This is a genomic window from Pseudomonas sp. KB-10, assembly GCF_018221585.1.
Lineage (GTDB): Bacteria > Pseudomonadota > Gammaproteobacteria > Pseudomonadales > Pseudomonadaceae > Aquipseudomonas > Aquipseudomonas yangonensis.
Map to the genome: position 1 here is coordinate 356,189 of NZ_QYYB01000005.1, position 26,605 is coordinate 382,793.

A 26,605-nucleotide genomic window follows, 5' to 3' on the forward strand; every position below is an offset into this window, starting at 1 on the left:
GGCTACGGTGTGGCTTGCGGAATCTGCTCGGTCAACACTCGCACGGCACGCTCCAGCAGCTCGGCACTGTCGCGTGCCGGGCTCAGTCCGGTGCTGATCACGCCTTCCCAGAGGATGCGCTGGTCGAGGTCGGTCAGGCGCAGGCGCAAGGTGCCGGTTTCGTCACGCAAACGATGGATCGCCTGGTAGGGGCCGAGCGGGTCGGGCGGCGGCGTGTCGACCTTGAACAGCAGCGGACCATCCTGCACGGCCAGCCAGTAATAAACGCGTAACTGTGGCTGCTGGCTCTCGTGATAACCGCGGTTGGATAGCCCATGGCGCAGCAGTTGCGGCAACTGGCGATAGCGCTCGGGAAAGGGCGCTTCGCCCTCCAGGCTGGCCTGTGGGTCGATCAGTTCGAAACTGTGGCGCCCGGCCAGCGAGGCATCGGCGGGGCTGAGGATGCGTGCCTGCGGGACATGGCTGGCACAGGTGGCCAGCCCCAGGCACAGCAGAATCACAAGGAATAGGCGCATGCATGGCATCTCGCGGAGTCTGCATGCGATGCTGATGCCCCTGACCATGACCGGCAACCGATCAAATGGGTGGAATGACCAGGTCCAGCCGCGGGTATTCGTTGTCGCTCTCCGCGTTGCCGCGTGGCGGCACATGCTGAGTGGTGATCAGCTGGTCGCCCTGGCACACCTCCAGATGGATATCGAAGCCCCACAGCCGATGCAGATGCTTGAGCACCTCGCCGGTGGAGTCGCCCAGCGGTTTGCGGTCGTGCTGCTGATGGCGCAGAGTCAGCGAGCGGTCGCCGCGGCGGTCGATGTTCCAGATCTGCACGTTGGGTTCGCGGTTGCCCAGGTTGTACTGCGCTGCGAGCAGCTCGCGGATGGTGCGGTAGCCGGATTCGTCATGGATGGCCGGCACCAGCAGCTCGTCCTTTTGATCGTCATCGAGGATGCCGAACAGCTTGAAGTCGCGAATCACCTTGGGCGAGAGGAACTGCAGGATGAAGCTCTCGTCCTTGAAACTGGTCATGGCGAACTTGAGGGTGGTCAGCCAATCGCTGCCGGCGATGTCGGGGAACCAGCGCTTGTCTTCTTCGGTGGGCTCTTCGCAGATGCGGCGGATGTCGCGGTACATGGCGAAACCCAGTGCGTAAGGGTTGATGCCGCTGTAGTAGGGGCTGTCGAACGGCGGCTGGTAGACCACGCTGGTGTGCGACTGCAGGAACTCCATCATGAAGCCGTCGGTAACCAGCCCCTCGTCGTACAGGTCGTTCATCAGGGTGTAGTGCCAGAAGGTGGCCCAGCCTTCGTTCATCACCTGGGTCTGGCGCTGCGGGTAGAAGTACTGGGCGATCTTGCGCACGATGCGGATCACCTCGCGCTGCCAGGGCTCCAGCAGCGGGGCGTGTTTCTCGAGGAAATAGAGGATGTTTTCCTGCGGCTCGGCCGGGAAACGCTTGTTGTCCTTCTCGCTGGCCTTGTCCGCGTTTCTGGGAATGGTGCGCCATAGGTCGTTGATCTGCTTCTGCAGATGTTCTTCGCGGTCCTTCTGGCGGCGCCGCTCCTCTTCGGCGGAGATGGGGTAGGGGCGCTTGTAGCGGTCGACGCCGTAGTTCATCAGGGCATGGCAGGAGTCGAGCAGTTCCTCCACTGCGTCGATGCCGTAACGCTCCTCGCACTGCATGATGTACTGCTTGGCGAACACCAGGTAGTCGATGATCGAGCTGGCGTCGGTCCAGGTGCGGAACAGGTAATTGCCCTTGAAAAAGCTGTTGTGGCCGTAGCAGGCGTGGGCGATCACCAGCGCCTGCATGCAGATGGTGTTTTCCTCCATCAGATAGGCGATGCAAGGGTCGGAATTGATCACGATTTCGTAGGCCAGGCCCATCTGACCGCGTTTGTAGCCTTTTTCGGTGGCGAGGAAGTGCTTGCCGTAGGACCAGTGGTGATAGCCCAGCGGCATGCCCACCGAGGCGTAGGCATCCATCATCTGCTCGGCGGTGATCACTTCGATCTGGTTGGGGTAGGTATCCAGCGCATAGCGTTCGGCGATGCGCGCGATTTCCTTGTCGTATTGGCGGATCAGATCGAAGGTCCATTCCGAACCGGTGGAGATCGGCTCGCGCTTTCTCGTACTGGCATTCATGGCTTGGCCCTCAACTCACCAGGCGACGCTGGAACAGTTCGCGGAATACCGGGTAGATGTCCGCGGCGGACACCAGTTGCTGCTGGGCGAAGCTGTCGGCAAAGGCTTCGGCCACCTGTTCGTACTCGAACCACAGCGCCTGGTGCTCACGTGGGGTGATCTCGACGTAGGTGAAGTACTGCACGAACGGCATGATCTGGTTGATCAATATATCCCGGCATACCGGGGAGTCGTCGTTCCAGTTGTCGCCGTCCGACGCCTGGGCGGCGTAGATATTCCACTCGTTGATCGGATAGCGCTCGGCCATCACTTCCTGCATCAGCTTCAACGCGCTGGAGACGATGGTGCCGCCGGTCTCGCGGGAGTAGAAGAACTCTTCTTCGTCCACTTCCTTGGCGCTGGTGTGATGGCGGATGAACACCACGTCGATCTTGTCGTAATTGCGCTTGAGGAACAGGTACAGGAGGATGAAGAAGCGCTTGGCGACATCCTTGGTGGCCTGGGTCATGGAGCCGGACACGTCCATCAGGCAGAACATAACCGCCTTGGAGCTGGGGTTGGGCTGCTTGGTCAGCAGGTTGTACTTGAGGTCGAAGGTGTCGAGGAAGGGCACGCGGTGGATGCGCGCGCTGAGGCGTTCGATTTCCTCCTGAATGGCCTGGATATCGCCGAAGTTGTCCGGCTCTTCACGGCGTAGGCGCTCCAGCTCGGCCTTGGCTTCACGCAGTTTGGCGCGGCTGGAACCGGACAGGGCGATGCGCCTCGCATGTGCCGAGCGCAGGGTGCGCACGATATTGATGCGCGAAGGGTTGCCTTCGTTGCTGATGCCCGCGCGCACGGTCTTGAAAGTGTCGGCGCCGGTGAGGTGACGCTTGACCAGGTTGGGCAGCTCCAGATCCTCGAACATGAAGTCGAGAAATTCCTCCTGGGTGATCTGGAACACGAACTCGTCCATGCCTTCGCCGGAATTGCTCGCCTTGCCGCTGCCTCGTCCGCCGCCACCGCCTTGCGGGCGTGGAATGCGTTCGCCGGTGGTGAATTCCTTGTTGCCAGGGTGAACGATGGTCTGCTTGCCGCCGCGACCATGATGCAGCACCGGCTCGTCGATATCGCGGCCGGGAATACTGATCTGCTCGCCGTGCTCCATGTCGGTGATGGAGCGCCGGCTGACGGCTTCCTCCACCGCCTTCTTGATGTGTTCACGGTAACGCCGCAAAAAGCGCTGGCGATTCACCGTGCTCTTGTTCTTGCCGTTGAGGCGCCGGTCGATCACATAACTCATACGAGCCCTCCGGGCGCTGCAGGCTTCAGGCCGCAGGCTGCAAGCGCTTTCGCCTGGAGCCTGCAGCCTGTTGCCTGACGCCGCTTATTGCGATTTACGTACCCGCAGGTACCACTCCGACAGCAGGCGCACCTGCTTCTCGGTGTAGCCGCGCTCGACCATGCGTTTGACGAAGTCGTTGTGCTTCTGCTGATCCTCCTTGCTGCCCTTGGCGTTGAAGCTGATGACCGGGAGCAGGTCCTCGGTGTTGGAGAACATCTTCTTCTCGATGACCACACGGAGCTTCTCGTAGCTGAGCCAGGTGGGGTTCTTGCCGTTGTTGTTGGCGCGGGCGCGCAGCACGAAGTTGACGATCTCGTTGCGGAAATCCTTCGGGTTGCTGATGCCGGCCGGCTTCTCGATCTTCTCCAGTTCCTCGTTGAGGGCGACGCGGTTGAGGATTTCGCCGGTTTCCGGGTCGCGGTATTCCTGATCCTGGATCCAGAAGTCGGCATACAGCACGTAGCGGTCGAAGATGTTCTGCCCGTACTCGCTGTAGGACTCCAGGTAGGCGGTCTGGATTTCCTTGCCGATGAACTCGATGTAGCGCGGCGCCAGGTATTCCTTGATATAGCGCAGGTAGCGTTCGCGTACCTCGGCGGGGAACTGCTCCTGCTCGATCTGCTGCTCCAGCACGTAGAGCAGGTGCACAGGGTTGGCCGCCACCTCGTGCGGGTCGAAGTTGAACACCTTGGAGAGGATCTTGAAGGCGAAGCGGGTCGAAAGGCCGTTCATGCCTTCGTCCACGCCGGCGCTGTCTCGGTACTCCTGGATCGACTTGGCTTTCGGATCGGTATCCTTGAGGTTCTCGCCGTCGTAGACGCGCATCTTCGAGTAGATGTTGGAGTTTTCCGGCTCCTTGAGGCGGCTCAGCACGCTGAACTGGGCGAGCATCTTCAGGGTGTCGGGCGCGCAGTGCGCCTTGGCCAGCGAGCTGTTGATCAGCAGCTTGTCGTAGATGCGGATTTCATCGGTGACGCGCAGGCAGTAGGGCACCTTGACGATGTAGATCCGGTCGATGAAGGCTTCGTTGTTCTTGTTGTTGCGGAAGCTGTGCCATTCCGATTCGTTGGAGTGGGCCAGCAGGATGCCGCTGTAGGGAATCGCACCGAGGCCCTCGGTACTGTTGTAGTTGCCTTCCTGCGTTGCGGTCAGCAACGGGTGCAGGACCTTGATCGGCGCCTTGAACATCTCGACGAATTCCATCAGGCCCTGGTTGGCCCGGCACAGCGCGCCCGAGTAGCTGTAGGCGTCGGCATCGTTCTGTGGGTATTCCTCCAGCTTGCGGATATCCACCTTGCCCACCAGGGCGGAGATGTCCTGGTTGTTCTCGTCGCCCGGCTCGGTCTTGGCCACGGCGATCTGGTTGAGGATCGAGGGGTACAGCTTGACCACGCGGAACTGGCTGATGTCGCCGCCGAACTCCTGCAGGCGTTTGGTGGCCCAGGGTGACATGATCGAGCTGAGGTAGCGCCGTGGGATGCCGTAGTCCTCTTCGAGAATGGCGCCGTCTTCGGTGGCATTGAACAGCCCCAGCGGCGACTCGAACACCGGCGAGCCCTTGATGGCGTAGAACGGCACCTTCTCCATCAGCTGCTTGAGCTTTTCGGCCAGCGAGGATTTACCGCCGCCCACCGGACCCAGCAGGTAGAGGATCTGCTTCTTCTCTTCCAGGCCCTGCGCCGCATGGCGGAAGTAGGAGACGATCTGGTCGATGCATTCTTCCATGCCATGGAAGTCGGCGAAGGCCGGATAGCGGCGGATCACCTTGTTGGAGAAGATGCGTGACAGCCGTGGATCACTGGAGGTGTCCAGCAACTCCGGCTCGCCAATGGCCATCAGCAGGCGCTCGGCCGCAGTGGCATAGGCGCTGCGATCCTGTTTGCACAGTTCGAGGTACTCCTGCAGCGAGTACTCCTCCTGGCGGGTCGCCTCGAAACGTTGTTGGAAGTGACTGAAAATGCTCATGACTTCACCTCGCTCGATGCTGAAAGCTGGCTCGGGATCGGTCGTGCATGCAGGTGCTGGGTGGCGCCGGCTCCGAAGAAGTCGGGAACAATCCCCCAAAACCTAAAAGTCGCTCCGATGGCCCGATGCCGGTTGGCCGGCTCTACCTTCAGTGGGATGGCCTGAGTAACAGAATAGTTCGTTCTGCAGAGCGTCAAGGTCGGGACAACGATAACTGGATGTTACCGTGCCTCGGGAAGCGGCGGCAGGCCAGAGCGGGCGCGGCCTGCCGCGTGAAGAAATTTATTCTTCGGAACTTTGTGCCGTCTCGCTTGGGTAGGTGGCGCGCCAAAGCTCGAAACCGCCGTCGAGGCTGTAGACTTCGGAAAAGCCCTGGCCCACCAGGTAGGCAGCAGCGCTCTGGCTGGAGTTGCCGTGGTAGCAAGACACGATCAGCGGCGCGTCGAGGTCGGCGTGGGTGATGAAGTCATGCAGTGAGTGGTTGTCCAGATGGCGCGAGCCGCTGATGTGGCCATTGGCGAAGCTGTGCGGGTCGCGAATGTCGACCACCACGGCGCCGTGGGCGCGCAGCTCTTGCGCCTGTTGAGGGGAGATACGCTTGAATTCGCTCATGTTCGGGACCTTTACCGGGGTTGGCGGGCTTATTCCTTGGGACAGGTGCAGCGGTGAAGTTCTCCGCTGTCGACGTCGAGCAGGGTCATCGCATTACCCCAGACGCAGCCGGTGTCCAGTGCGTAGAGGCCTGGCTCGTTGCAATGGCCTTCCAGTGCCGCCCAGTGACCGAAGATGATCTTCTCGCCGCGCATCTTGCGCTGCGGGTGACTGAACCAGGGCGCGAAGCCGGGGGGCGCGTTGTCGATGCCTTCCTTGGTCTTCAGGTCCAGCGTGCCATCTGCCTTGCAGAAGCGCATGCGGGTGAAGTAGTTGGTGATCACCCGCAAGCGGGCAGCGCCCTGCAGATCCTTGTTCCATTTGGCCGGCTCGTTACCGTACATGCCATCGAGGAACAGCGGCAGGCGGGCGTCGTCACGCAGCACCTCTTCAACCTCGGCGGCCCGGCGCAGCGCCTTGCTCAGCGTCCACTGCGGCGGGATGCCGGCATGCACCAGCGTCACCTTGCGCTCGGCGTCGTGGTGCACCAGTTTCTGCATGCGCAGCCAGTCGAGCAGGTCGTTGCGATCCGGCGCGTCGAGAATTTCGCGCAGAGTATCGCCCTTCTTGAGGCGCTCGATGTTGTGCGCTACCGCCAGCAGATGCAGGTCATGGTTGCCCAGCACGCAGGTGACCGCCTGGCGGATGGAATAAAGGAAGCGCAGGGTTTCCAGCGACTGCGGGCCGCGGTTGACCAGGTCACCTACCAGCCACAGCTGGTCTTCGGCCGGATCGAAGGAAACCCGCTCGAGCAGGTACTGTAATGGTTTCAGGCAGCCCTGCAGGTCGCCGACGGCATAGACGGCCATCAGTGCAGCGCTCCCGGCACCGCCAGGCGGAACGGCGCGATGGTCGCGTCGAAGCGTTTGCCGTCCTCGGCGAGCATCTGGTAGCTGCCCTGCATGGTGCCAACCTGGGTGGCCATTACCGTGCCGCTGCTATAAATGTGGCTGGCGCCGGGTTCGATATGCGGTTGTTGGCCGATCACCCCGGCGCCGCGGACTTCCTGTACGCGGCCGTCGCCATCGGTGATGATCCAGTGACGCGACAACAACTGGGCGGGCAGTTCGCCATTGTTGACGATGGTTACGGTGTAGGAGAACGCGTAGCGGTTCTGCTCCGGCTGCGACTGCGCAGCCAGATAGCGGGTGGTGACGCTGACGTCGATCTGATAACGAGGGTCGGACATGCGTATGATCCGTTGAGCCTGATTGCAGTTTAGTCCTGCGCAGCAGTGGGCTGCATAGCCAGCTGGTCAGCCAGGCGGACGAAGGCGGCCAGATCCAGCTGTTCGGGGCGCAGACTGCCGTCGACACCGGCCGCCTCGATGGCTTCGGCCGGCAACAGCTGTTTGAGCGTATTGCGCAGGGTCTTGCGGCGCTGGTTGAAGGCCTCGCGCACCACGCGCTCGAGCAGGCGGTGATCCTTGGCCGGGTGCGGCAGGGTTTCATGCGGTACCAGACGTACGATTGCCGAGTCCACCTTGGGTGGCGGGTTGAAGGCGCCGGGGCCGACGTTGAACAGATGCTCCACACGGCAGTGATACTGCACCATGATCGACAGGCGGCCCCAGTCGCCACCACCCGGGCCGGCGGCCATGCGCTCGACAACTTCCTTCTGCAGCATGAAGTGCATGTCGCGAATCAGGGGCGCGTTGTCCAGCAGATGGAAAATCAGCGGCGTGGAGATGTTGTAGGGCAGGTTGCCGACTACTCGCAGACTGCGTGGCGCCGCTTCGAGGCGGGCGAAGTCGAATTTCAATGCGTCGCCCTGGTTCAGGCGAAAGCGCGGATTGTCGCCGAACTTGCTTTGCAGGATGGGGATCAGGTCAAGGTCGAGTTCGATCACGTCGAGCTGCGCACCGCTGCCGAGCAAACCCTCGGTAATCGCACCCTGGCCCGGGCCGATTTCCAGCAGGCGCTCATCTTCCTTAGCGCGGATGGCGCGCAGGATGCGGTCGATCACTCCGGCGTCATGCAGGAAGTTCTGGCCGAAGCGCTTGCGCGCGCGGTGTTGATATTCGGACATGTGCGGCTCCGCGCAGCGCCCCGAAGCGTGGCGCTCGAGGCTAAATACAAAAAAGAAAGTCGCACAGTCTACCAGCGAATGGCGTCGCGGGCGCGGGCCATGGGGCTCAGCGGTTCATCGCTTGCGGCTGGCAGCCATCTGGTAGGCGGTCTCCAGCGCTACCTGCAAGCTGCCGATGTCGATCTTGCCCGTACCGGCGAGATCCAGCGCAGTGCCATGATCCACCGAGGTCCGGATGATCGGCAGACCCAGGGTGACGTTGAGCGCCGCGCCGAACCCCTTGAACTTGAGCACGGGCAGACCCTGGTCGTGGTACATGGCCAGCACCGCATCGGCCTGTTCGAGATATTTGGGGGTGAACAGGGTGTCGGCCGGCAGCGGGCCAATCAGGTTCATGCCCTCGCTGCGCAGACGTTCCAGCGTCGGCTCGATGATCTCGATTTCCTCGCGGCCCAGATGGCCGCCTTCGCCTGCATGCGGATTGAGCCCGCAGACCAGGATGCGCGGCTCGGCGATGCCGAACTTGCTTTGCAGATCTGCGTGCAGGATGCGGGTGACCCGCTCCAGGCGCTCGGCGGTGATGGCGGTTGCAACATCCTTCAGCGGCAGGTGAGTGGTAACCAGAGCCACGCGCAAGCCATGGGTCGCCAGCATCATCACCACCTGCTCGGTGTGGGTCAGCTCGGCGAGAAACTCGGTATGGCCAGAGAAAGCGATGCCTGCATCGTTGATCACGCCTTTGTGCACGGGGGCCGTGATCATTCCGGCAAAGGTCCCGTCCAGGCAGCCCTGGCCAGCCCGGGTGAGGGTTTCCAGCACGTAGGCAGCGTTGGCGGGGGTCAGTTTGCCTGGCGTTGCAGCAGCGGCCAGTGGTGTATCCCAGACATACAGCGCGCCTGCAGGGGCAGGGCGATCTGGCCACTGCGTCGGGCCTGCGTCCAGCAGCTCGATATCCAGTCCCAGTTGCCTTGCGCGTTCAGCCAACAGGTCCCGGCTGGCAATGGCGACCAGCGGTGCAGGCTGAGCCTGCTGGGCCAGCAACAGGCAGAGATCGGGGCCGATGCCGGCGGGCTCGCCTGGGGTAAGGGCAAAGCATTGCTGAGCAGTCATGGTCGCTCTCGGTATGCGTGGGGCGCCAGTGTACGCTGCCGGGCCAGGAACGAAAAAGCCCGGCACTGGGCCGGGCTTTTGTCTTTCGAAACGGCTTTTACAGCTTGGTTTCGACGTAGGCTTCGTCGCGGATCTGGCGTAGCCAGGCCTGCAGTTCCTCATCGTACTTGCGATTACGCAGCAGATTGGCAGCTTGCTGCTCGCGGAACTGCGCGCTGCTGTCAGTGGCGCGGCGCCCCAGAACTTGCAGCACGTGCCAGCCGTAAGGACTCTTGAACGGTTTGGACAGCTCGCCACTGGCGGTATTGTTCATCACCTCACGGAACTCGGGCACCAGCGCGTTGGGGTCGATCCAGTTCAGATCGCCGCCGTTGAGCGCCGAGCCCGGGTCTTCGGAAAAGCTCTTGGCCAGCTCGGCGAAATCCTCGCCATCCACGATACGCTGATACAGGCGCTCGACCAGGCGGCGGGTTTCCTCTTCGCTGCGGATTTCGCTGGGCTTGATCAGAATGTGACGGACATGCACTTCGTCACGCACCTGAGTGTCGCCACCACGCTTCTCGATCAGCTTTAGGATGATAAAGCCGCCCGGTGTACGCACCGGCTCGGTGACCTCGCCCGGGTTCAGCTGACTGATCATGCTATCGAAGGGCGGCGGCAGCTGACCGGCCTTGCGCCAGCCCATTTCACCACCTTCCAGAGCGTTCTCGCTGGCTGAGCGAGAGACCGCCAGCTGGCCGAAGTCCGCGCCTTGCTGCAGTTGCTGATACAGCTCCTGCGCCTGACGGTCGGCGGCCTGGATTTCGCTGGAGGAGGCACCTTCGGAAACCGGAATCAGGATATTGGCCAGACGGAATTCCTCCGACAGCTGCATCTTGCCCAGATCGGAGGCGAGGAAGTTCTGCACTTCCTGATCGGTCACCTGGATGCGCTCGGCGACCCGGCGCTGGCGCACGCGGCTGATGATCATCTCGCGGCGCACCTGATCACGGGCGTCGGCATAGGAGAGGCCGTCACGTGCCAGGGCATCGCGGAACTGCTCCAGACTCATGCCGTTGCGCTGGGCAATGGTGCCCATGGCCTGGTTCAGCTCTTCGTCGGTGATGCGAATGCCGGAGCGTTCGCCGATCTGCAGCTGGATGTTCTCGATGATCAGGCGCTCGAGCACCTGCTGACTGAGCACGTGCTCGGGTGGCAGGGAGCCGCCCCGCTTGTCGATGGTCTGTTGCACTTCACGCAGGCGCGCATCGAGTTGGCTTTGCATGACCACATCGTTGTCGACGATGGCCACGACGCGGTCCAGTGGGCGAACCTGGGCCTGAGCCGTTGCCGCCAGTAGCGCTACGCCCAACAACAGGGGGCGCAGGCAATCAGAAAGCTTGGTCTTCACGTTCACGGTAACCTTGAATGCCTTGGTCGAGGAAAGTTTCCACCTTGTTGCCAACAACGCCGCCGAGGCCCTTGAGGACGATCTGCAGGAAGATGCCGCGGTCCGGCTCGTCGTTGCGCGATGGGTCGAGGCTGACTTCGTCGTAATCGATCCAGTAGCGGTTGATCAGGCGCAGCTTCCAGCAGCAGCTGTCGTACTCGAAGCCACCGAAGGCTTCGAGGGTACGGTTGCGGCCGTAGTCGTATTGCCAGCGCGAGATCAGGCTCCACTGCGGAGCCAACGGCCAGATGACGGAGAAGTCATGCTGGTCGATCTTGTAGTAGTCCTTTATGTAGTACGAATCCGTTGGGGTGCCGTAATCGCCACCGTACGACCAGCGACCGGTTCTCTGGTCGTAGTTGAGGGTGTCATTACGATAGCGATAGCCAGCGTTAATGATCTTGCGCGGGTTGTCGGCAGGCTGATAGTGGAACATGGCGCTGCCGGAACGGGTGCGGTGACTGTCTGGGTCCCAATTGAAACTTGAGGTGAAACGCCAGTCCTGATTGTAGCGGTACATGTATTCCAGGGCGTACGGCGAAACCGACGACTGGGCTTCTTCGCGGGTGCGGTAGTCGATGCCCGGCATCTGTACCTTGCGGTCTTCGAAATAGAAGGCTTGACCGAGGCTGATGCGCTGACGCTCGAACCCGTTGGACTCGATCCAGCGGCTGGTCACACCCAGCGACATCTTGTTCTCGTCACCGATGCGATCCTTGCCGGTGAAGCGGTTTTCACGCCACAGCGACGCATAGCTGAAGGTGCTTTCGCTGCTGTCGAATACCGGGATGTCGGTCTGATCTTCTTCAGGAACGTAGAGGTAGAACAGGCGCGGTTCAAGAGTTTGACGTGCTTCGCGACCGAATAGCGTTGTGTTGCGGTCGAAGTACAGACCGCTGTCGACGCTGAACAGACCTACGCCACGGTTCTGGCTGCTGCTGTATTGCTCGTTGGGCAGGAGTGTGTTTTTACCGCGCTGGTCGAGATCCAAATCGTAATTGGTCTGCAGATACTTGACTTGCGGTTTGACGAAGCCCCAGCTCCAGTCAAGCGGCAGGCTCACGCCGGGTTCAAGGTGCAGCCGCGTGCCATTGGCACGAGCCAGACCAGAAATATTCGCATCGTGCCATGGACCTTCGGAGACACCGTCCTTGTTGATGAACTCCCCGCTTCGCAGGCTACGATCAAAACGAACCAGCTCTGAACCGTATGTGAAATCCAGACCGCCCGGGTTGAAGGGCAGTTTGCCGTCCAGGGTGATCTGCGGCAGGCGGTCGTACGGGGTCACATCGGTGATGTTGGCCAGCTCGTAGGCGTGCAGATTCAGGCGCGCGGTGTAGCTGTCGCCGCGATAGGTCAGGGTGCCGCGCTGGTTGACATAGGTTTGGGTTTCGATGCCCAGGTCGGTGTTCAGATCTTGGAAGTAATAGGGATCACTGATGTCGGTATAGTCGACCTCGGCCAGCAGGCGTGAGTTCAGCCCCTGCCTGTGCTGCCAGCTGTACATCCAGCGCTGGTCTTCGTACTCGGACTGCAGTTTGCGCTCGTCTTCCTGGTCATTCAGCCAGGCGCCGCCGACCTGGCCTTCGCTGCTTTCGGTCAGGTAGCGGAACTCACCTTCCATCAGCAGGCCGCGTTTGGCCATGTAGGTCGGGTAGAGCGTGGCGTCGTAGTTCGGCGCCAGGTTGAAATAGTAGGGCGTTTGCAGCGAGAACCCATTGCTGCTCGACGTGCCGAGGCTGGGCGGCAGGAAGCCGGACTGGCGACGGTCGTCGATCGGGAAATAGATGTACGGGGTGTAGAACACCGGAATGTCCTTGACCCGCAGCGTCACGTTGGTCGCGGTGCCGAAGCCGGTGGCCGGGTTCAGCGTGACGTTGTTGCCCTTCAGGTGCCAGGCATTGTCACCCGGCTCGCAGCGTGTATAGGTGCCGTCCTTAAGACGGATGATTGCGGTCTCTTCGCGCTTGGCGTAGAGCGCGCTGCCGCGTACGTGAGCCTGATGCATGACGTACTCGGCGTTGTCGATACGGGCTTCGCCGTTATCCAGCTGCAGCTCGGCGCGGTCGCCGACCACCAGGGTGCCTTTGTCACGCAGACGCACGTTGCCGACCAGCTCACCACGGTTTTCCGTCTGGTGCAGGCTGGCTTCATCGGCTTCGACCTGCATGCCGGACTGACGCAGGACCACATCGCCAGCGAGGGTAGCGATCTGTTTTTCCTGCTCGAAGCGCGAGGCCTTGGCAGACACGTACATCGGCGACTCGTCCAGCGGCGTGGTGTCATCCATGCCCGGACGCAGCGGCTCGATGTAGGCGCCTGCGCAGTACGGACCGGCCTCGGCCAGCTGCGCTGCGGTCAACTTATCGCGCGGGACCCAGTCCAAGTGACTGTAGTCAGGGCTACGCGAGGCAAGGGCGCGGCCCTTGCTCTCGGTCACCAGCACCGGAGCGGCGTCCTGCTTGGCTACCGCCTCGCCGGTCGTGCCGCTGCTGCTGACAGCGTCACGACTGTGCACCGGACGTGGTGGCAGGGCGTTGGCGGCTGATTTCGGCGCGCATGCCCAGCCGCCTGTTGGCGACGCCTGGCAATCGTATTGCTCGGCGGCAAAGGACTGTAGGCTGAACACGGGCTGTAAGGCCAGAAAACTGCCGGTAACCAGCAGTGGGAATTTCTTGCGGAACGCGGGGTGTTTTACTGCCATCTTGTTAGTCCGGGCTTCCTGCGCGCTACCGGCCCAGGGGCCGCACGCCTCTCGATGGGCTGAAAAAGATGCTGGATAATAAAGCATGACCCGCGCAACGGCTAGCGCCGTCGGAGACCCCTTGATGTCTGAACACGATGTACGTCTGCAACAGTTGCAAGCCTGGCTCGCCGGGCAACTGCCCGCTCTGTTCGCCGCACGCGGCTGGGGGGCAGTGCCTGCCGCCGAGCTCACTGCCGCCAGCAGCGACGCCAGTTTTCGTCGTTATTTCCGCTGGCAGGCGGGGGAGCGCAGCCTGATTCTGATGGATGCGCCTCCCCCGCAGGAGAACTGCGAGCCGTTCGTCCGTATCGCTGCGCTATTGGCCAGTGCCGGCGTGCATGTGCCGCAGGTATTGGCCGCCGACCTCGCGCAGGGTTTTCTGATTCTCGATGATCTGGGCCGCCAGACCTACCTGGACGTGATCGACGAGCACAACGCCGATGAGCTGTTCGACGACGCCATCGAGGCATTGCTCAAGCAGCAGCGCCTGCCGCTCGATGGCAACCTGCCGCATTACGACGACGCCTTGCTGCGTCGTGAATTGCAGCTGTTCCCCGAGTGGTATGTGCAGCGCCATCTGGGGCGCACCTTTACCGCCGAGCAGCAATCCGCCTGGCAACGCGTCAGCCAACTGCTGATCGACAGTGCCCTGGCGCAGCCCAAGGTCGTGGTGCACCGCGACTTCATGCCGCGCAACCTGATGCAGAGCGCACCCAACCCCGGCGTGCTGGACTTTCAGGATGCTGTCAATGGCCCGGTTACCTACGACATCACCTGCCTGTTCAAGGATGCCTTCCTCAGCTGGCCCGAGGAGCGCGTGCGAGGCTGGCTGCAGGGCTACTGGGAGCGGGCGCGGGCTGCTGGTATCCCGGTTCAGGCATCGCTTGAGGATTTCCTGCGCGCCAGCGATCTGATGGGCGTGCAGCGCCACCTCAAGGTCATCGGCATCTTCGCACGCATCTGCCACCGCGACGGCAAGCCCAAATATCTGGGCGACGTGCCGCGCTTCTTCGCCTATATCCAGGCGGTGCTGGCGCGTCGGCCGGAGCTGGCCGAGCTGGATGAACTGTTCGCCAGCCTGGCGATAGAAGAAGGGGCGCTTGCATGAAGGCGATGATTCTCGCCGCCGGCAAGGGCGAACGCCTGCGTCCGCTGACCCTGCATACGCCGAAACCGCTGGTGAAGGCGGCCGGCGTACCGTTGATCGAGTATCACGTCCGCGCCCTCGCCGCCGCCGGGTTCACCGAGCTGGTGATCAATCACGCCTGGCTGGGCCAGCAGATCGAGGATTACCTCGGCGATGGCGCGCGCTTTGGCGTGAGCATCCTTTATTCGGCCGAAGGTGAGCCGCTGGAAACTGGCGGCGGCATTTTCAAGGCGCTACCCCTGCTGGGCAATGAACCCTTCGTGGTGGTCAACGGCGATGTCTTCACCGACTACGCCTTTGCCGCGTTACGCCAACCGCTCGCCGGTCTGGCGCATCTGGTGCTGGTGGATAACCCTGCGCATCACCCGCGGGGCGACTTCGTCCTGGCCGCCGGCCAGGTGCAGGACAGCGGCACGATGGGCGAGCGGCTGACCTATAGCGGTCTTGCCGTGCTGCATCCGCGTCTGTTCGCTGCCTGTGCTCCAGGCGCCTTCAAGCTGGCGCCGTTGCTGCGCGAGGCGATGGCGGCAGGGCAGGTCAGTGGTGAGCATTACGGCGGCTGCTGGATCGATGTCGGCACGCACGAGCGCCTGGCTGAAGTCGAGCGTCTGCTGCAGGAGGCACGCTAGGTGCTTTGGCCGGCGACTCTGCTAGGCGCTGCGGCCGGACTGGCCCTGGCCAGCATCCCGGGCGCCTTGCTTGGCGGTCTGCTCGGGCAGGTATTGGATCGGCGCTTGCGCCTGCATGACTGGGACAATCTGCGCCAACGTCTGGGCGGCCGCGCGGCTCCAGCCGACGATGACCTGCTGTTTCTCATGCTGGGGCGCCTGGCCAAGAGCGGCGGCCGTGTGGTGCAGAGTCATATCCAGCAGGCGCGCTCGGAAATGCAGCGACTCGGCTTGGACGCCGCTGCTCAGCGCCGTGCTATCGAAGCCTTCGCCCGGGGCAAGACCGGGCGCGACAATCTGCGCAGGCCGCTGCAGCGCCAGCGCCAGCACGCCGATGCGATGCTGCGGGCCTGTTGGCGCATGGCCTGGGTCGATGGGCGGGTATCGCCTAGCGAGCACGAGTTGATCCTGCTGTGGGGCAAATGGCTCGGCTGGGACAGTGCCCGGCTCGACAGCCTGGGCGAGGAATATGCGCCGCGTCGAAGCCAGCAACCGGCACCGGCGGGCGGCAGCTATCAGGAAGCGCTGCGTCTGTTGGGCGTCGCCGAGGGCAGCGAGCCCGAGCAGATCAAGCGTGCCTACCGGCGCCTGCTCAGTCGCCATCACCCGGACAAGCTGGCTGGTTCCGGCGCTTCGCCCGAACGCATTCGGGAAGCGACCGAAACCACTCGTCAGTTGCATCAGGCCTATGCGCTGATCCGCCAGCGTCGAGGCTTGCGCTAGCTGCCGGTCGCGCGGATATGCAGCTGTAGCCAGCCGCGCAAACGACGGTAGAGCTGCTCCTGCTGCACGTCCAGATTCCCCGGCAGAGCTTTCATCGACACCTGGATATAGGTGGGCAATTTGGCACGTTTGCTCGCCTGCAGGCGTTTCAGGGCCGCAGTGCGGTCGGTGACCTGATCCTTGTAATAGAAGTCGCCGGTGGCCACCGGCAACTGCGCCACCAATTCGTCCAGCGGTGGAGCGAAGCCTGCTGGCAACTCGGCTGCGACCATCAGCAGATTGTGCACATTGTCCGGCTTGCGCTCGCTCAGGTAACGCGCAGCCCAGTAAGCGCCGCTGCCGTGGCCCAGCAGCACGATCTCCTTGGCCTGCTGCTGTTGGGCAAAGGCGATGGCCGCTTCGATGCGGGCCATGACCCGCTCGACATGCGCCTGGCGCCGCTGTTCGGAGCTGATTTCCGGAGCGGCGGGTGCGGCTGGCGGCTCCGGCGAATCCTCGGCAGCGTTTTCCGGCACGGCGTCGGTGGCTTCGTTCTCAGTGGCGGGGGGCGTTTCGACGGCTGTGGTGCGCGGCGGTAGCGGGTCGCCGTCGGGATCGGGCAGGGTGATGCTCAGGCTGTGCCAGCCGGCATCGGGCAACTTGCGCCGTAACGGGCCGACTGCGGCAGCGCCATCGGCGTTTTCCACGTCGCCAGGCAACAGGATCACCGCACCGCTGGGCTCGCCGACGTTGGCCGGCAGCCACAGGGCGAGAAAACTCTCGGCACCAGCCTGCAGCATTTGCTGTTCACGCTTGTCCAGGCGTTGCTCCAGCGTCTGCGCGTCGCTGATGCTGCGTTCGGGCAGCAGCGGACGCTCGTTCGCGCCGGGGGCGTCGATAGTATCAGCCGGCGCGTCCTCGACCGGCTCTTCGGCCCAGGCTGCGGGGCAGGAGAGCAGGCAGAAACCGAGCAGTGCTAGTGAATGAAGGCGCATCGATGAGGCTCCTGGTCGTCTGCTACAGAGCCTAATGCCGCGCTCCGCTTTTGTCAGGCGACTCGGGCAAGACTGGAGTAAGGTATGGGATCGCGTCAGCGGATTCGCCGTGCATGAAATCCCTTCTTTCCTCCCTCTCCCTGTTGCTGCTGTTGGTGATCTCCAACGCCTGTGCTGAAAACCCGCGCATGCCGCTGCGCCCGGCTTTCGATGCCGAGCAGCGTGCCTGGCTCAGGGAACATCCCGTGCTGCGCGTGGGCCTGGTCCAGCAGGCGCCCTGGGTTCAGCGCGGTCAGAGTCGGCAACTGACCGGGGCCAATGTCGAGCTGATGCAGCGTTTGCTGGAGGGCATGGGCGTAGTCCCTGACTGGCGCCTGTATGCGGACCACGAGTCGCTGGAGCGAGCGGCCAGCGCGGGTGAGGTGGACCTGGCGCCGGGGCTGCAGCAGACGCCAGCCGGCCTGCGCATCTGGCATTACTCCATGCCCTACCTGCGCGTGCCGCATCTGGTGGTGGGCGAACGCAGCGGCAACGGTGCGGTGGATCTCGATCAACTGCCGCTGGAGCAGATGGTCGCTGTGCGCTCACCGAGTCAGGCTGCCGAATACCTGGAGCGCACCCATACCAACCTGCGCCTGCGCGCCGCATCTTCGGAACGCGCCGCGTTGCAGCGGGTGCTGAATCAGGAGGTCAGTTACGCGGTGCTGGATGAAGCGAGCCTCAGCCTGCTGCTGCGGGAATCACGCTTCGCCAACCTGAGCATCGTCGGCGACATCGGTCTGCCGCAGTTGCTGCGCCTGGCCACGCGCCGCGACCAGCCAGCGCTGTCCGGCATCGTTGATCGGACCCTGCAGGCACTGCCTGCGCGCGAGCTGGAGGAACTGCGCGAAACCTGGATGCCCTTGCGTTACCCGCAGTCCAGCGATTTTGTCGGCTTCTGGAAGACCCTCACGCTGTTTCTTGCGTTGCTGCTGCTGATCGGCGCCACGGCGCTCTACCGCCAGCGTCAGCAGACGCGCCTGCTCGAACGGGGTTTGCTGGGCGCGCGCGGCGAGCTGGACCGCCACCAGCAGGCGGCCGAGGCGCTGCGCCTGAGCCAGTTCTCCATCGATCACAGCACGGTGGGCATTCTCTGGGTCAACTGGGACAGTCACCTGCGCTATGCCAACCGCGCTGCCGAACGCATGCTCGGCTACGCCGCCGGTGAGCTGGTGGACAAGCCTCTGAGCCTGCTGGAACCGGGCCTCGACATGGATCGCTGGCTCAACCTGTGGAAGCAGGTGCGCGAACAGGGCGGTGGCTCGACAAGTTTCGAAATCGATTGCCTGCGCGCCGACGGTAGCCGCATGCCGGCCGACGTTTCGCTGAGCTTTCTGCGCTATCGTCAGGCCGAATATCTGGTGGTGTTTCTCAGCGACGTGACCGAGCGCCGCCGTGCGCGCGCGGCACTGGAAGAGAGCGAGGCGCGCTTCAAGGGCATCGCCGGCAACGTGCCCGGCCTGGTGTTTCGCCTGGAGCGCTCCGGGCCGGGGCAGACAGTCAACTTCGCCTATATCAGCGAGGCCAGTCAGGAGATGGTCGGCTGGCCGGCGCATGAGCTGCAGCGCGAGGATCGCGGCATTCGCAGCCTGGTGCACCCGCAGGATCTCCCCAGCTACCTCAACAGCCAGACGCTGGCGCTGGAAGGCGAGAGCGACTGGTACTGGCAGGGGCGCATCCTCACTGCCGAGCAGGAGGTGCTGTGGGCCGACATCCGCACCACCGCGCGTTCGCTCGGCGGCGGTCGGGTGGTCTGGGACGGCATTCTCTGGGACATCACCGAGAACAAGCTGGCCGAGCTGGCGCTGGCCGACTCGCGGGCGCGCCTGCGCGAACTGTCCGCGCATCTGGAAAGCGTGCGTGAGGAGGAAAAGGCGCGCATCGCCCGCGAGGTGCACGACGAACTGGGCCAGGTGCTGACGGTGCTCAAGCTGGAAACCGCCATGTGCGAGTTGGTCTGCGCCGGACAGATTCCCGAACTGGATGAGCGCCTGGCCAGTATGAAGCGCCTGATCGCCCAGTTGTTCCAGCTGGTACGCGACGTGGCCACGGCGTTGCGTCCACCGATTCTCGATGCCGGTATCGCCTCGGCCATCGAATGGCAGGTGCGCCGCTTCGAGGAGCGCACGCAGATCCCCTGTCTGGTGGAGGTGCCCGAGCATTTGCCGCGTTTGCCCGATGCTCAGGCCATCGGCCTGTTCCGCATCCTCCAGGAGGCACTGACCAACGTCATGCGTCATGCCGGCGCGCACAGTGTGGTGGTGCGCCTGTGGCAGGAAGCGGGCAATCTGTGCCTGTCGGTGAGCGACGATGGCAAGGGCTTCGATGCCGCCATGCGCAAGCCCGGGCAGTCCTTCGGTCTGGTCGGCATGCAGGAGCGCATGCTCATGCTCGGCGGCCAGTTGCAGATTGACAGCCGGCCGGGTGAGGGCACTACGCTGTACGCGCGCATAACCCTGGATGAGGAGATCGCGGCGTGATTCGGGTACTGGTGGCCGAAGACCACACCATCGTGCGGGAAGGCATCAAGCAACTGATCGGCATGGCCCGCGATCTCGAGGTGGCGGGCGAGGCGTGCAACGGCGAGCAGCTGCTCGAGGTACTGCGCCGTACGCCTTGCGACGTGGTGCTGCTGGATATCTCCATGCCGGGCGTCAACGGTCTGGAGGCCATTCCGCGCATTCGCGCGCTGACCGAGGCGCCGGCGATTCTGGTGCTGTCGATGCACGACGAGGCGCAGATGGCGGCCCGTGCGCTCAAGGCTGGCGCTGCCGGTTACGCCACCAAGGACAGCGACCCGGCGCTGCTGATAACCGCGATTCGCAAGGTGGCCAGCGGTGGTCGCTATATCGACCCGGCCCTGGCCGATCGCATGGTTTTCGAGGTTGGCCTGACCGATTCGCGTCCGCCTCATGCACAACTGTCCGAGCGCGAGTTCTCGGTATTCGAGCGTCTCGTGCGAGGGGAGGGCGTCAACGATATTGCCCTGCACCTGGCGATCAGCAACAAGACCGTGAGCACGCACAAGGCGCGCCTGATGCAGAAGCTAGGCGCCCATTCGATGGCCGATCTGGTGCGCTACGCGATGGAGCACCGTCTGGTCTGATAGCGGAATCTGTAGGAGCGGCTGCGCGGCATTCCGCTTCAGCCGCGATGAATTGACTACGGGAGCTTCGCGGCTGAAGCCGCTCCTACGCTTCGTCGGGCGCTCGAAAACCGAAGCAAATACTCGGATTTTGTAGGGCAATTCCTACAGCAGATTCTCCTCGCGCCTGATATCAGCTTGTCATCCCGCCCGATTTTTCACCCTGCTTAGCCGCCCTAATCTTGGGTCATCGGCCTGAGACAAGAACAAGGGTGTGGTGTGATGGCAAACGATGTACTGGTGAGCTTCCGCGGCGTGCAGAAGAGCTACGATGGCGAGACGCTGATCGTCAAAGACCTCAACCTGGATATCCGCAAGGGCGAGTTCCTGACCCTGCTCGGCCCGTCCGGCTCCGGCAAGACCACCAGCCTGATGATGCTGGCCGGTTTCGAAACTCCGACCGCCGGCGAGATCCTCCTCGACGGCCGTTCGCTGAACAAACTGCCGCCGCACAAGCGCGACATCGGCATGGTGTTCCAGAACTATGCGCTGTTCCCGCACATGACCGTGGCCGAGAACCTCGCCTTCCCGCTGAGTGTGCGCGGCATGTCGCGCACCGACATCAGCGAGCGGGTCAAGCGCGCACTGTCCATGGTGCAGCTCGACAGCTTCCGCAATCGTTATCCGGGCCAGCTCTCCGGTGGTCAGCAGCAGCGCGTGGCACTGGCCCGTGCGCTGGTGTTCGAGCCGCAACTGGTGCTGATGGACGAACCCCTCGGCGCGCTGGACAAGCAACTGCGCGAACACATGCAGATGGAAATCAAGCACCTGCACCAGCGCCTGGGCGTGACCGTGGTCTACGTGACCCACGACCAGGGTGAGGCGCTGACCATGTCCGACCGCGTGGCCGTGTTCCACCAGGGCGAGATCCAGCAGATCGCCCCGCCGCGCGACCTCTACGAGGCGCCGCACAACACCTTCGTCGCCCAGTTCATCGGTGAGAACAACCGCCTGGCCGGCGAGCTGGTCAGCCGAGAGGGTGAAGAGTGCGTGGTGCGACTGGCACGCGGCGAGGAAGTGCGCGCCACGGCGGTCAACGTCGGCGCCGTGGGCGAGGCGGTGAGCCTGTCGATCCGCCCCGAGCGCATCCGCCTCAACGGTCACAGCGAGGCCTGCCCGAACCGTTTCTCCGGGCGCATCGCCGAGTTCATCTACCTGGGCGACCACGTGCGCATCCGCATGGAGGTCTGCGGCAAATCCGATTTCTACGTCAAGCAACCCGTGGCCGAGCTCGATCCGCAGCTGGCGGTTGGTGACCTGGTTCCGCTCGGCTGGTCTGTCGAGCATGTCCGCGCGCTCGACCCACTCCAAGCCGAGTGAGCGCTTCGCGCAGTGCTTCACCTTTACCCCGTAACACAGAGGAGCTGATAAGAATGACGAAATCCCTGAAGCTGGCGGCATTGGCCCTGGGCGTTAGCTGCGCCATGCCGGCACTGGCGGTGGACCTGACGGCGGTATCCTTCGGCGGCGCGAACAAGGCGGCGCAGGTCAAGGCGTTCTACGAACCCTTCGAGAAGGAAACCGGCAACAAGGTGCTGGGCGGCGAATACAACGGTGAAATGGCCAAGGTCAAAGCCATGGTCGATACCCGCAGCGTGAGCTGGGATCTGGTCGAGGTGGAGTCGCCGGAACTGGCCCGCGGATGCGATGAAGGCCTGTTCGAGGAACTCGACCCGGCGCAGTTCGGCGATGAATCCGACTTCATCGATGGCGCCATTCAGCCGTGCGGCGTCGGCTTCTTCGTCTGGTCCACGGTGCTGGCCTACAACGCCGACAAGCTCAGCGCGGCGCCGACCAGTTGGGCCGATTTCTGGGACGTTGCGAAATTCCCGGGCAAGCGTGGCCTGCGCAAGGGCGCCAAGTACACCCTGGAATTCGCCCTGATGGCTGACGGCGTGCCGGTCAAGGATGTGTACAAGGTATTGGCCACCAAGGAAGGCCAGGATCGAGCATTCAAGAAACTCGACGAGCTCAAGCCCAACATCCAGTGGTGGGAAGCCGGCGCTCAGCCGCCGCAGTACCTCGCCTCCGGCGATGTGGTGATGAGCTCGGCCTACAACGGCCGTATCGCCGCGGTGCAGGGCGAGAGCAACCTGCAGGTGGTGTGGAACGGCGGCATCTACGACTTCGACTCCTGGGCCATCCCGCGTGGCGCGAAGAACGCCGAGCTGGCCAAGGAGTTCATCGCCTATTCGGTCAAGCCCGAAGCGCAGAAGACCTACTCGGAGAACATCGCCTACGGTCCGGCCAACAAGCAGGCCATCGATCTGCTCGCGCCGGAGCGTCTGAACCTGATGCCGACCACGCCGGAAAACATCGCCAACCAGGTGGCCATCGACGTGACCTTCTGGGCTGACTACGGCGAGCAGCTGGAGCAACGTTTCAACGCCTGGGCCGCGCGCTAAGAACCGATTTACGACCTGCTGCGCGTCGGCGCTGCTGCGTTAAAAACATGTTCGGAATGCTCATTTACAGCTCGTAAAGTCGCCCGCGACTCCGACCGTTCCTCACGTGTTTTGACCAGCCGAAGGCTGTTACTAACGTAGCGCCTTGCATCGCTCTAGCTCGCCAGCTCGTGAACAGGTTCTGCGACTCGATCCGGCCCTGCCTGCTGGCAGGGCCGTCTGAATTTTCTTCTTGCTTGCGGAGTTGTCCATGGCCGCCGTACTGCCTGCCACCGAGTTGCCCGGGCCGAGCCTGAAGCAGCGTCTGGCCCGAGCCGAGCGTTTCAATCGTCTGAAATCCAAGGCGCTGATCCTGCCGCTGTTGCTGTTCCTTCTGCTGACCTTCCTGCTGCCCATCGGCGCCCTGTTGCTGCGCAGCGTCGACAACCCGGAAGTGGTCGGCAGTCTGCCGCGCACCGTCGAGGCGATCAGTGCCTGGGATGGCCGCGGCCTGCCGGACGAGTCGGTGTACCAGGCCATTGCCAGTGACATCGTCGAGGCGCGCCGCAACCAGAGCCTGGGCGATCTGTCCAAGCGCCTGAACATGGAGCTGGCGGGCTTTCGCAGCCTGGTCAGCAGCACCGCACGCAAGCTGCCGTTGCGCGAGGAGCCGGCGTCCTACCAGGAGGCCTTCCTCGACCTGGACGAGCGCTGGGGCGATCCCGCCTATTGGCAAGTGATCCGCCGCAACGCCTCGCCGGTCACGCCCTATTACCTGCTGGCTGCGCTCGATCATCGTATCGACGATCTCGGTGAACTGGCCAAGGCCACGCCGGATCAGGCTATCTATCTGGACATCTTCGCCCGCACCTTCTGGATGAGCCTGGTGATCACCGCCATCTGCCTGGTACTGGCCTATCCGTTGGCCTATCTGCTGGCCAACCTGCCGACCCGCTCCGGCAACCTGTTGATGATTCTGGTGCTGCTGCCGTTCTGGACCTCGATTCTGGTGAGGGTGGCGGCCTGGATCGTGCTGTTGCAGTCGGGCGGATTGATCAACAGCGCGCTGATGTCGCTGGGCATCATCGAGCAGCCCCTGCAGCTGGTGTTCAACCGCAGTGGTGTTTACGTGGCCATGGTGCACATCATGCTGCCGTTCATGATCCTGCCAATCTACAGCGTGATGAAGGGCATCTCGCCCAGCTACATGCGCGCGGCGGTGTCGCTTGGCTGCCATCCGTTCGCCAGTTTCTGGCGGGTGTATTTCCCGCAGACCCTGGCCGGTGTCGGCGCCGGTTGCCTGCTGGTGTTCATCCTGTCCATCGGCTACTACATCACCCCGGCGCTGCTGGGCAGCCCGAACGACCAGATGATCAGCTACTTCGTCGCCTTCTACACCAACACCACCATCAACTGGGGCATGGCCACGGCCCTTGGCGGCCTGTTGCTGGCTGCGACCCTGGTGCTTTACGTGGTGTACAGCTGGCTGGTCGGCGCCAGCAAGCTGAGGCTTGGTTAAAAAGCGGTCTGCGTAGCAGACCATCTGATGACCCTCTCCCATTCATGGGAGAGGGTGCCCGAAGGGCGGGAGAGGGCGGCTGTTTACCAAACCCTCTCCCCCAACCCCTCTCCCGCAAGCGGTAGAGGGGAGCTAAACGCTAAATGGAGTCACAGCCATGCTCAGCCCCTACATGTCACCCGTCGAGCGCCTCTGGTACTACGGCCTGCGTATCATCTGCGCCCTGGTGCTGCTGTTCCTGATCCTGCCGGTACTGGTGATCGTGCCGCTGTCGTTCAACTCCGGCACCTTCCTGGTCTACCCGCTGCAGGGCTTCTCGCTGCGCTGGTACGAAGACTTCTTCATGTCCGCCGACTGGATGCGTTCGCTGAAGAACAGCCTGATCATCGCGCCGGCCGCGACGCTGCTGGCCATGGTCTTCGGTACCCTGGCGGCCATCGGCCTGACCCGTGGCGAGTTTCGTGGCAAGGCGCTGGTGATGAGCCTGCTGATCTCGCCGATGATCGTTCCGGTGGTGATCATCGGTGTCGCTAGCTACCTGTTCTTCGCCCCGCTGGGCATGGGCAACAGTTACATCTCGCTGATTCTGGTGCATGCGGTACTGGGCGTGCCCTTCGTCATCATCACCGTGTCGGCCACGCTGCAGGGCTTCAACCACAATCTGGTGCGCGCCGCCGCCAGCCTCGGCGCCTCGCCGCTGACCACCTTCCGCCGCGTGACCCTGCCGCTGATCGCGCCGGGGGTGATCTCCGGGGCGCTGTTCGCCTTCGCCACCTCGTTCGATGAAGTGGTGGTGACCCTGTTCCTCGCCGGCCCCGAGCAGGCCACCCTGCCGCGACAGATGTTCAGTGGCATCCGCGAGAACCTGTCGCCGACCATCGCCGCCGCCGCCACACTGTTGATCGGCTTCTCCATCCTGCTGCTGCTGACCCTGGAGTGGCTGCGCGGGCGTAGCGAGAAGCTGCGCACTTCGACGCCGGAATAAACCGCCGCAACTGTAAGACCAAGGCCTCGCCGGGAAACCGGCGGGGCCTTGGTCGTTTCCGGGCGTAGAATGTGCCGTTTCTCCTGTGTAACAAGGCGGCCAGATGGACTTCGATGATCCCGGATTTCGTGAGCTGATCGATGCGCTGCACGATGGCCTTTACATCACCGATGCCGATGGCATCACTCTTAAGGTCAACAGCGCCTATGAACGTCTGACTGGGCTGCGCAGCGAAGATGTGGTCGGCCAGCACATGCAGGCGCTGGTGGAGCAGGGCGTCATCTCGCAGTCGGTGTCGCTGCGCGTGTTGAAGGAGGGTAAGGCGTTGTCGCTGATGCAGAGCGTCAGTCAGGGCAAACGCCTGCTGGTCAGTGGCACGCCTATTTTTGCCGCCGACGGCAAGGTGCGCTACGTAGTCAGCACCGTGCGAGACATGACCGAGCTGCTGCGCATGAAGCACGAGCGCGACGAGCTGCAGCAGCTCAAGCAACTACGTAACAGCACGGCGAAGTTGCACGCCGGCCAGCGTGACGACCTGCTCCATGCCTCGCCGGTGGCTGATCGTCCGGCCTCGGGGCGTATTTTCGCCCAGGCCCGCCAGGTTGCCGCCAGCGACGTGAAGGTCTTGCTACAGGGGGAAACCGGTGTCGGCAAGACGCTGATCGCCCAATACATTCACAAGAGCAGCGCGCGTGCCGCGCAACCGTTCCTGGCGCTCAACTGCGGAGCGCTGCCAGAGAACCTGATTGAGGCGGAGCTGTTCGGTTATGTCGCGGGCGCCTTCACGGGTGCCGGCAGCAAGGGCAAGCGCGGCCTGCTGGAGTTGGCCAACCACGGCACGGTGTTTCTCGACGAGATCGGCGACCTGCCGCTGGCGCTGCAGGTCAAGTTGCTCAAGGTGATCGAGGAGAGTCGTTTCATTCCGGTCGGTGGGCTGGAGCTGAAAGAGGTCGATGTGCGCATCATCACCGCTACCCACCACGACCTGCGCAAGATGGTCGCCGAAGGGCGTTTTCGCGCCGACCTCTATTACCGGCTCAACGTCGTGCCTATCCACATACCCGCATTGCGCGAGCGGGCCGATGAAATCCAGCCGCTGCTGCAGTTCTACCTGGCCGAATTCAACCAGCGCTATGGCCGCGCGCTGACCTGGGGCATGGAAGCTCTGGATGAACTTACCGACTATGCCTGGCCGGGCAATATCCGTGAGCTGATCAATCTGGTGGAGCGCCTAGTGGTGACTTGCATCGGCGAGTCGATCGAATTGTTCGATCTGCCAGACGAGGTGCGCGCGGCTCGCCAAGACGCTACCGACGATAACCTGCTGCCGCTGCGCAAGCAGGTAGAGAACCTGGAGCGGCGCCTGATCCGCAAGGCACTGGTGCAGCACAAGACCACACGCGAGGCGGCCAAGGCCCTTGGCCTCAGCCAGGCGACGCTGGTGCAGAAGATGAAACGCTGGGAACAGGGATGATTGGGAAATGGATCATAAGGCGATCTTTTGATTGATTTTCTAATCGCTAGGGCCTTGGGTCGAGCTGTGACAAATCGACGCAAGCCTTCTAGGGCGCTGGTTTGCGCGAGCTGGCACAGGAATGGCTAAGGCAGGCCTCGAACCCGTCCAGT

At 63.0% G+C, this 26,605-nt stretch carries 21 protein-coding genes and 1 pseudogene; 10 read left to right on the forward strand and 12 right to left on the reverse strand.

Annotated features, from left to right (window positions below; genetic code table 11):
* Window positions 1-2 precede the first annotated feature (2 nt).
* The 11 genes and pseudogenes from DXK50_RS16355 to DXK50_RS16405 all read right to left on the reverse strand — a co-directional run bounded on the left by DXK50_RS16355 (window position 3) and on the right by DXK50_RS16405 (window position 13,353).
* On the reverse strand, window positions 3-515 hold the full coding sequence (locus DXK50_RS16355; protein ID WP_212631048.1) for a DUF4136 domain-containing protein: 513 nt from the start codon (window positions 513-515) through the stop codon (window positions 3-5).
* A 61-nt stretch (window positions 516-576) separates the two neighbouring features.
* Window positions 577-2,142 (reverse strand): SpoVR family protein, encoded by a 1,566-nt coding sequence (locus DXK50_RS16360; protein ID WP_212631049.1) that lies wholly within the window; start codon window positions 2,140-2,142, stop codon window positions 577-579.
* A 10-nt stretch (window positions 2,143-2,152) separates the two neighbouring features.
* Window positions 2,153-3,424 (reverse strand): YeaH/YhbH family protein, encoded by a 1,272-nt coding sequence (locus DXK50_RS16365; RefSeq protein WP_161865944.1) that lies wholly within the window; start codon window positions 3,422-3,424, stop codon window positions 2,153-2,155.
* Window positions 3,425-3,508: 84 nt separating this feature from the next.
* Window positions 3,509-5,431, reverse strand: a complete 1,923-nt coding sequence (locus tag DXK50_RS16370; protein WP_161865943.1) for a PrkA family serine protein kinase — start codon at window positions 5,429-5,431, stop codon at window positions 3,509-3,511.
* A 282-nt stretch (window positions 5,432-5,713) separates the two neighbouring features.
* Window positions 5,714-6,043, reverse strand: a complete 330-nt coding sequence (gene glpE / locus DXK50_RS16375) for a thiosulfate sulfurtransferase GlpE (RefSeq protein WP_161865942.1) — start codon at window positions 6,041-6,043, stop codon at window positions 5,714-5,716.
* Window position 6,044: 1 nt separating this feature from the next.
* Window positions 6,045-6,891, reverse strand: a pseudogene (locus DXK50_RS16380) (symmetrical bis(5'-nucleosyl)-tetraphosphatase); the annotation flags it as partial.
* Window positions 6,891-7,271, reverse strand: coding sequence for a Co2+/Mg2+ efflux protein ApaG (gene apaG / locus DXK50_RS16385; protein ID WP_161865940.1), 381 nt, complete (start codon window positions 7,269-7,271; stop codon window positions 6,891-6,893). The gene apaG and the pseudogene DXK50_RS16380, both read right to left, overlap by 1 nt.
* Window positions 7,272-7,300: 29 nt before the next feature.
* Window positions 7,301-8,110, reverse strand: a complete 810-nt coding sequence (rsmA, locus tag DXK50_RS16390; protein WP_212631051.1) for a 16S rRNA (adenine(1518)-N(6)/adenine(1519)-N(6))-dimethyltransferase RsmA — start codon at window positions 8,108-8,110, stop codon at window positions 7,301-7,303.
* Window positions 8,111-8,224: 114 nt separating this feature from the next.
* Entirely contained in the window at window positions 8,225-9,220 is a 996-nt protein-coding gene (gene pdxA / locus DXK50_RS16395; protein ID WP_212631052.1) for a 4-hydroxythreonine-4-phosphate dehydrogenase PdxA, read from the reverse strand.
* A 97-nt stretch (window positions 9,221-9,317) separates the two neighbouring features.
* A complete protein-coding gene (locus DXK50_RS16400) occupies window positions 9,318-10,610 on the reverse strand; it encodes a peptidylprolyl isomerase (protein ID WP_161865937.1) in 1,293 nt (430 codons plus the stop codon).
* Complete coding sequence (locus DXK50_RS16405) at window positions 10,591-13,353, reverse strand: LPS-assembly protein LptD (RefSeq protein ID WP_212631053.1); 2,763 nt, start codon at window positions 13,351-13,353, stop codon at window positions 10,591-10,593. The genes DXK50_RS16400 and DXK50_RS16405 overlap by 20 nt, the downstream gene beginning before the upstream one ends.
* A 124-nt stretch (window positions 13,354-13,477) precedes the next feature.
* On the opposite strand from DXK50_RS16405, the gene DXK50_RS16410 reads away from it, so the two are divergent.
* The 3 genes from DXK50_RS16410 to DXK50_RS16420 are packed head-to-tail and all read left to right on the forward strand — an operon-like array spanning window position 13,478 to window position 15,933.
* Complete coding sequence (locus DXK50_RS16410; protein WP_212631054.1) at window positions 13,478-14,503, forward strand: aminoglycoside phosphotransferase family protein; 1,026 nt, start codon at window positions 13,478-13,480, stop codon at window positions 14,501-14,503.
* Entirely contained in the window at window positions 14,500-15,171 is a 672-nt protein-coding gene (gene murU, locus DXK50_RS16415; protein WP_212631055.1) for an N-acetylmuramate alpha-1-phosphate uridylyltransferase MurU, read from the forward strand. The genes DXK50_RS16410 and murU overlap by 4 nt, the downstream gene beginning before the upstream one ends.
* The gene (locus DXK50_RS16420) at window positions 15,172-15,933 is read left to right on the forward strand and encodes a DnaJ domain-containing protein (protein ID WP_212631056.1); all 762 of its coding nucleotides are present in this window, start codon (window positions 15,172-15,174) and stop codon (window positions 15,931-15,933) included.
* Here the strand turns inward: DXK50_RS16420 and DXK50_RS16425 are convergent.
* A complete protein-coding gene (locus DXK50_RS16425; protein ID WP_212631057.1) occupies window positions 15,930-16,907 on the reverse strand; it encodes an alpha/beta hydrolase family protein in 978 nt (325 codons plus the stop codon). The two genes, DXK50_RS16420 and DXK50_RS16425, sit on opposite strands and share 4 nt — an antisense overlap.
* A 113-nt stretch (window positions 16,908-17,020) precedes the next feature.
* On the opposite strand from DXK50_RS16425, the gene DXK50_RS16430 reads away from it, so the two are divergent.
* The 7 genes from DXK50_RS16430 (at window position 17,021) to DXK50_RS16460 (ending at window position 26,453) form a co-directional block, all read left to right on the forward strand.
* A complete protein-coding gene (locus DXK50_RS16430; protein WP_212631058.1) occupies window positions 17,021-19,426 on the forward strand; it encodes a PAS domain-containing sensor histidine kinase in 2,406 nt (801 codons plus the stop codon).
* Entirely contained in the window at window positions 19,423-20,052 is a 630-nt protein-coding gene (locus DXK50_RS16435; protein WP_003463520.1) for a response regulator, read from the forward strand. The genes DXK50_RS16430 and DXK50_RS16435 overlap by 4 nt, the downstream gene beginning before the upstream one ends.
* A gap of 261 nt (window positions 20,053-20,313) precedes the next feature.
* Entirely contained in the window at window positions 20,314-21,411 is a 1,098-nt protein-coding gene (locus tag DXK50_RS16440) for an ABC transporter ATP-binding protein (RefSeq protein WP_212631059.1), read from the forward strand.
* 53 nt (window positions 21,412-21,464) lie between these two features.
* Window positions 21,465-22,496 (forward strand): ABC transporter substrate-binding protein, encoded by a 1,032-nt coding sequence (locus DXK50_RS16445; RefSeq protein WP_212631060.1) that lies wholly within the window; start codon window positions 21,465-21,467, stop codon window positions 22,494-22,496.
* A 250-nt stretch (window positions 22,497-22,746) separates the two neighbouring features.
* A complete protein-coding gene (locus tag DXK50_RS16450) occupies window positions 22,747-23,994 on the forward strand; it encodes an ABC transporter permease (RefSeq protein WP_012019853.1) in 1,248 nt (415 codons plus the stop codon).
* Window positions 23,995-24,151: 157 nt separating this feature from the next.
* Window positions 24,152-24,979, forward strand: coding sequence for an ABC transporter permease (locus DXK50_RS16455; RefSeq protein WP_012019852.1), 828 nt, complete (start codon window positions 24,152-24,154; stop codon window positions 24,977-24,979).
* Window positions 24,980-25,082: 103 nt separating this feature from the next.
* Window positions 25,083-26,453, forward strand: coding sequence for a sigma-54 interaction domain-containing protein (locus DXK50_RS16460; RefSeq protein WP_212631061.1), 1,371 nt, complete (start codon window positions 25,083-25,085; stop codon window positions 26,451-26,453).
* The last annotated feature ends 152 nt before the right edge of the window (window positions 26,454-26,605 follow it).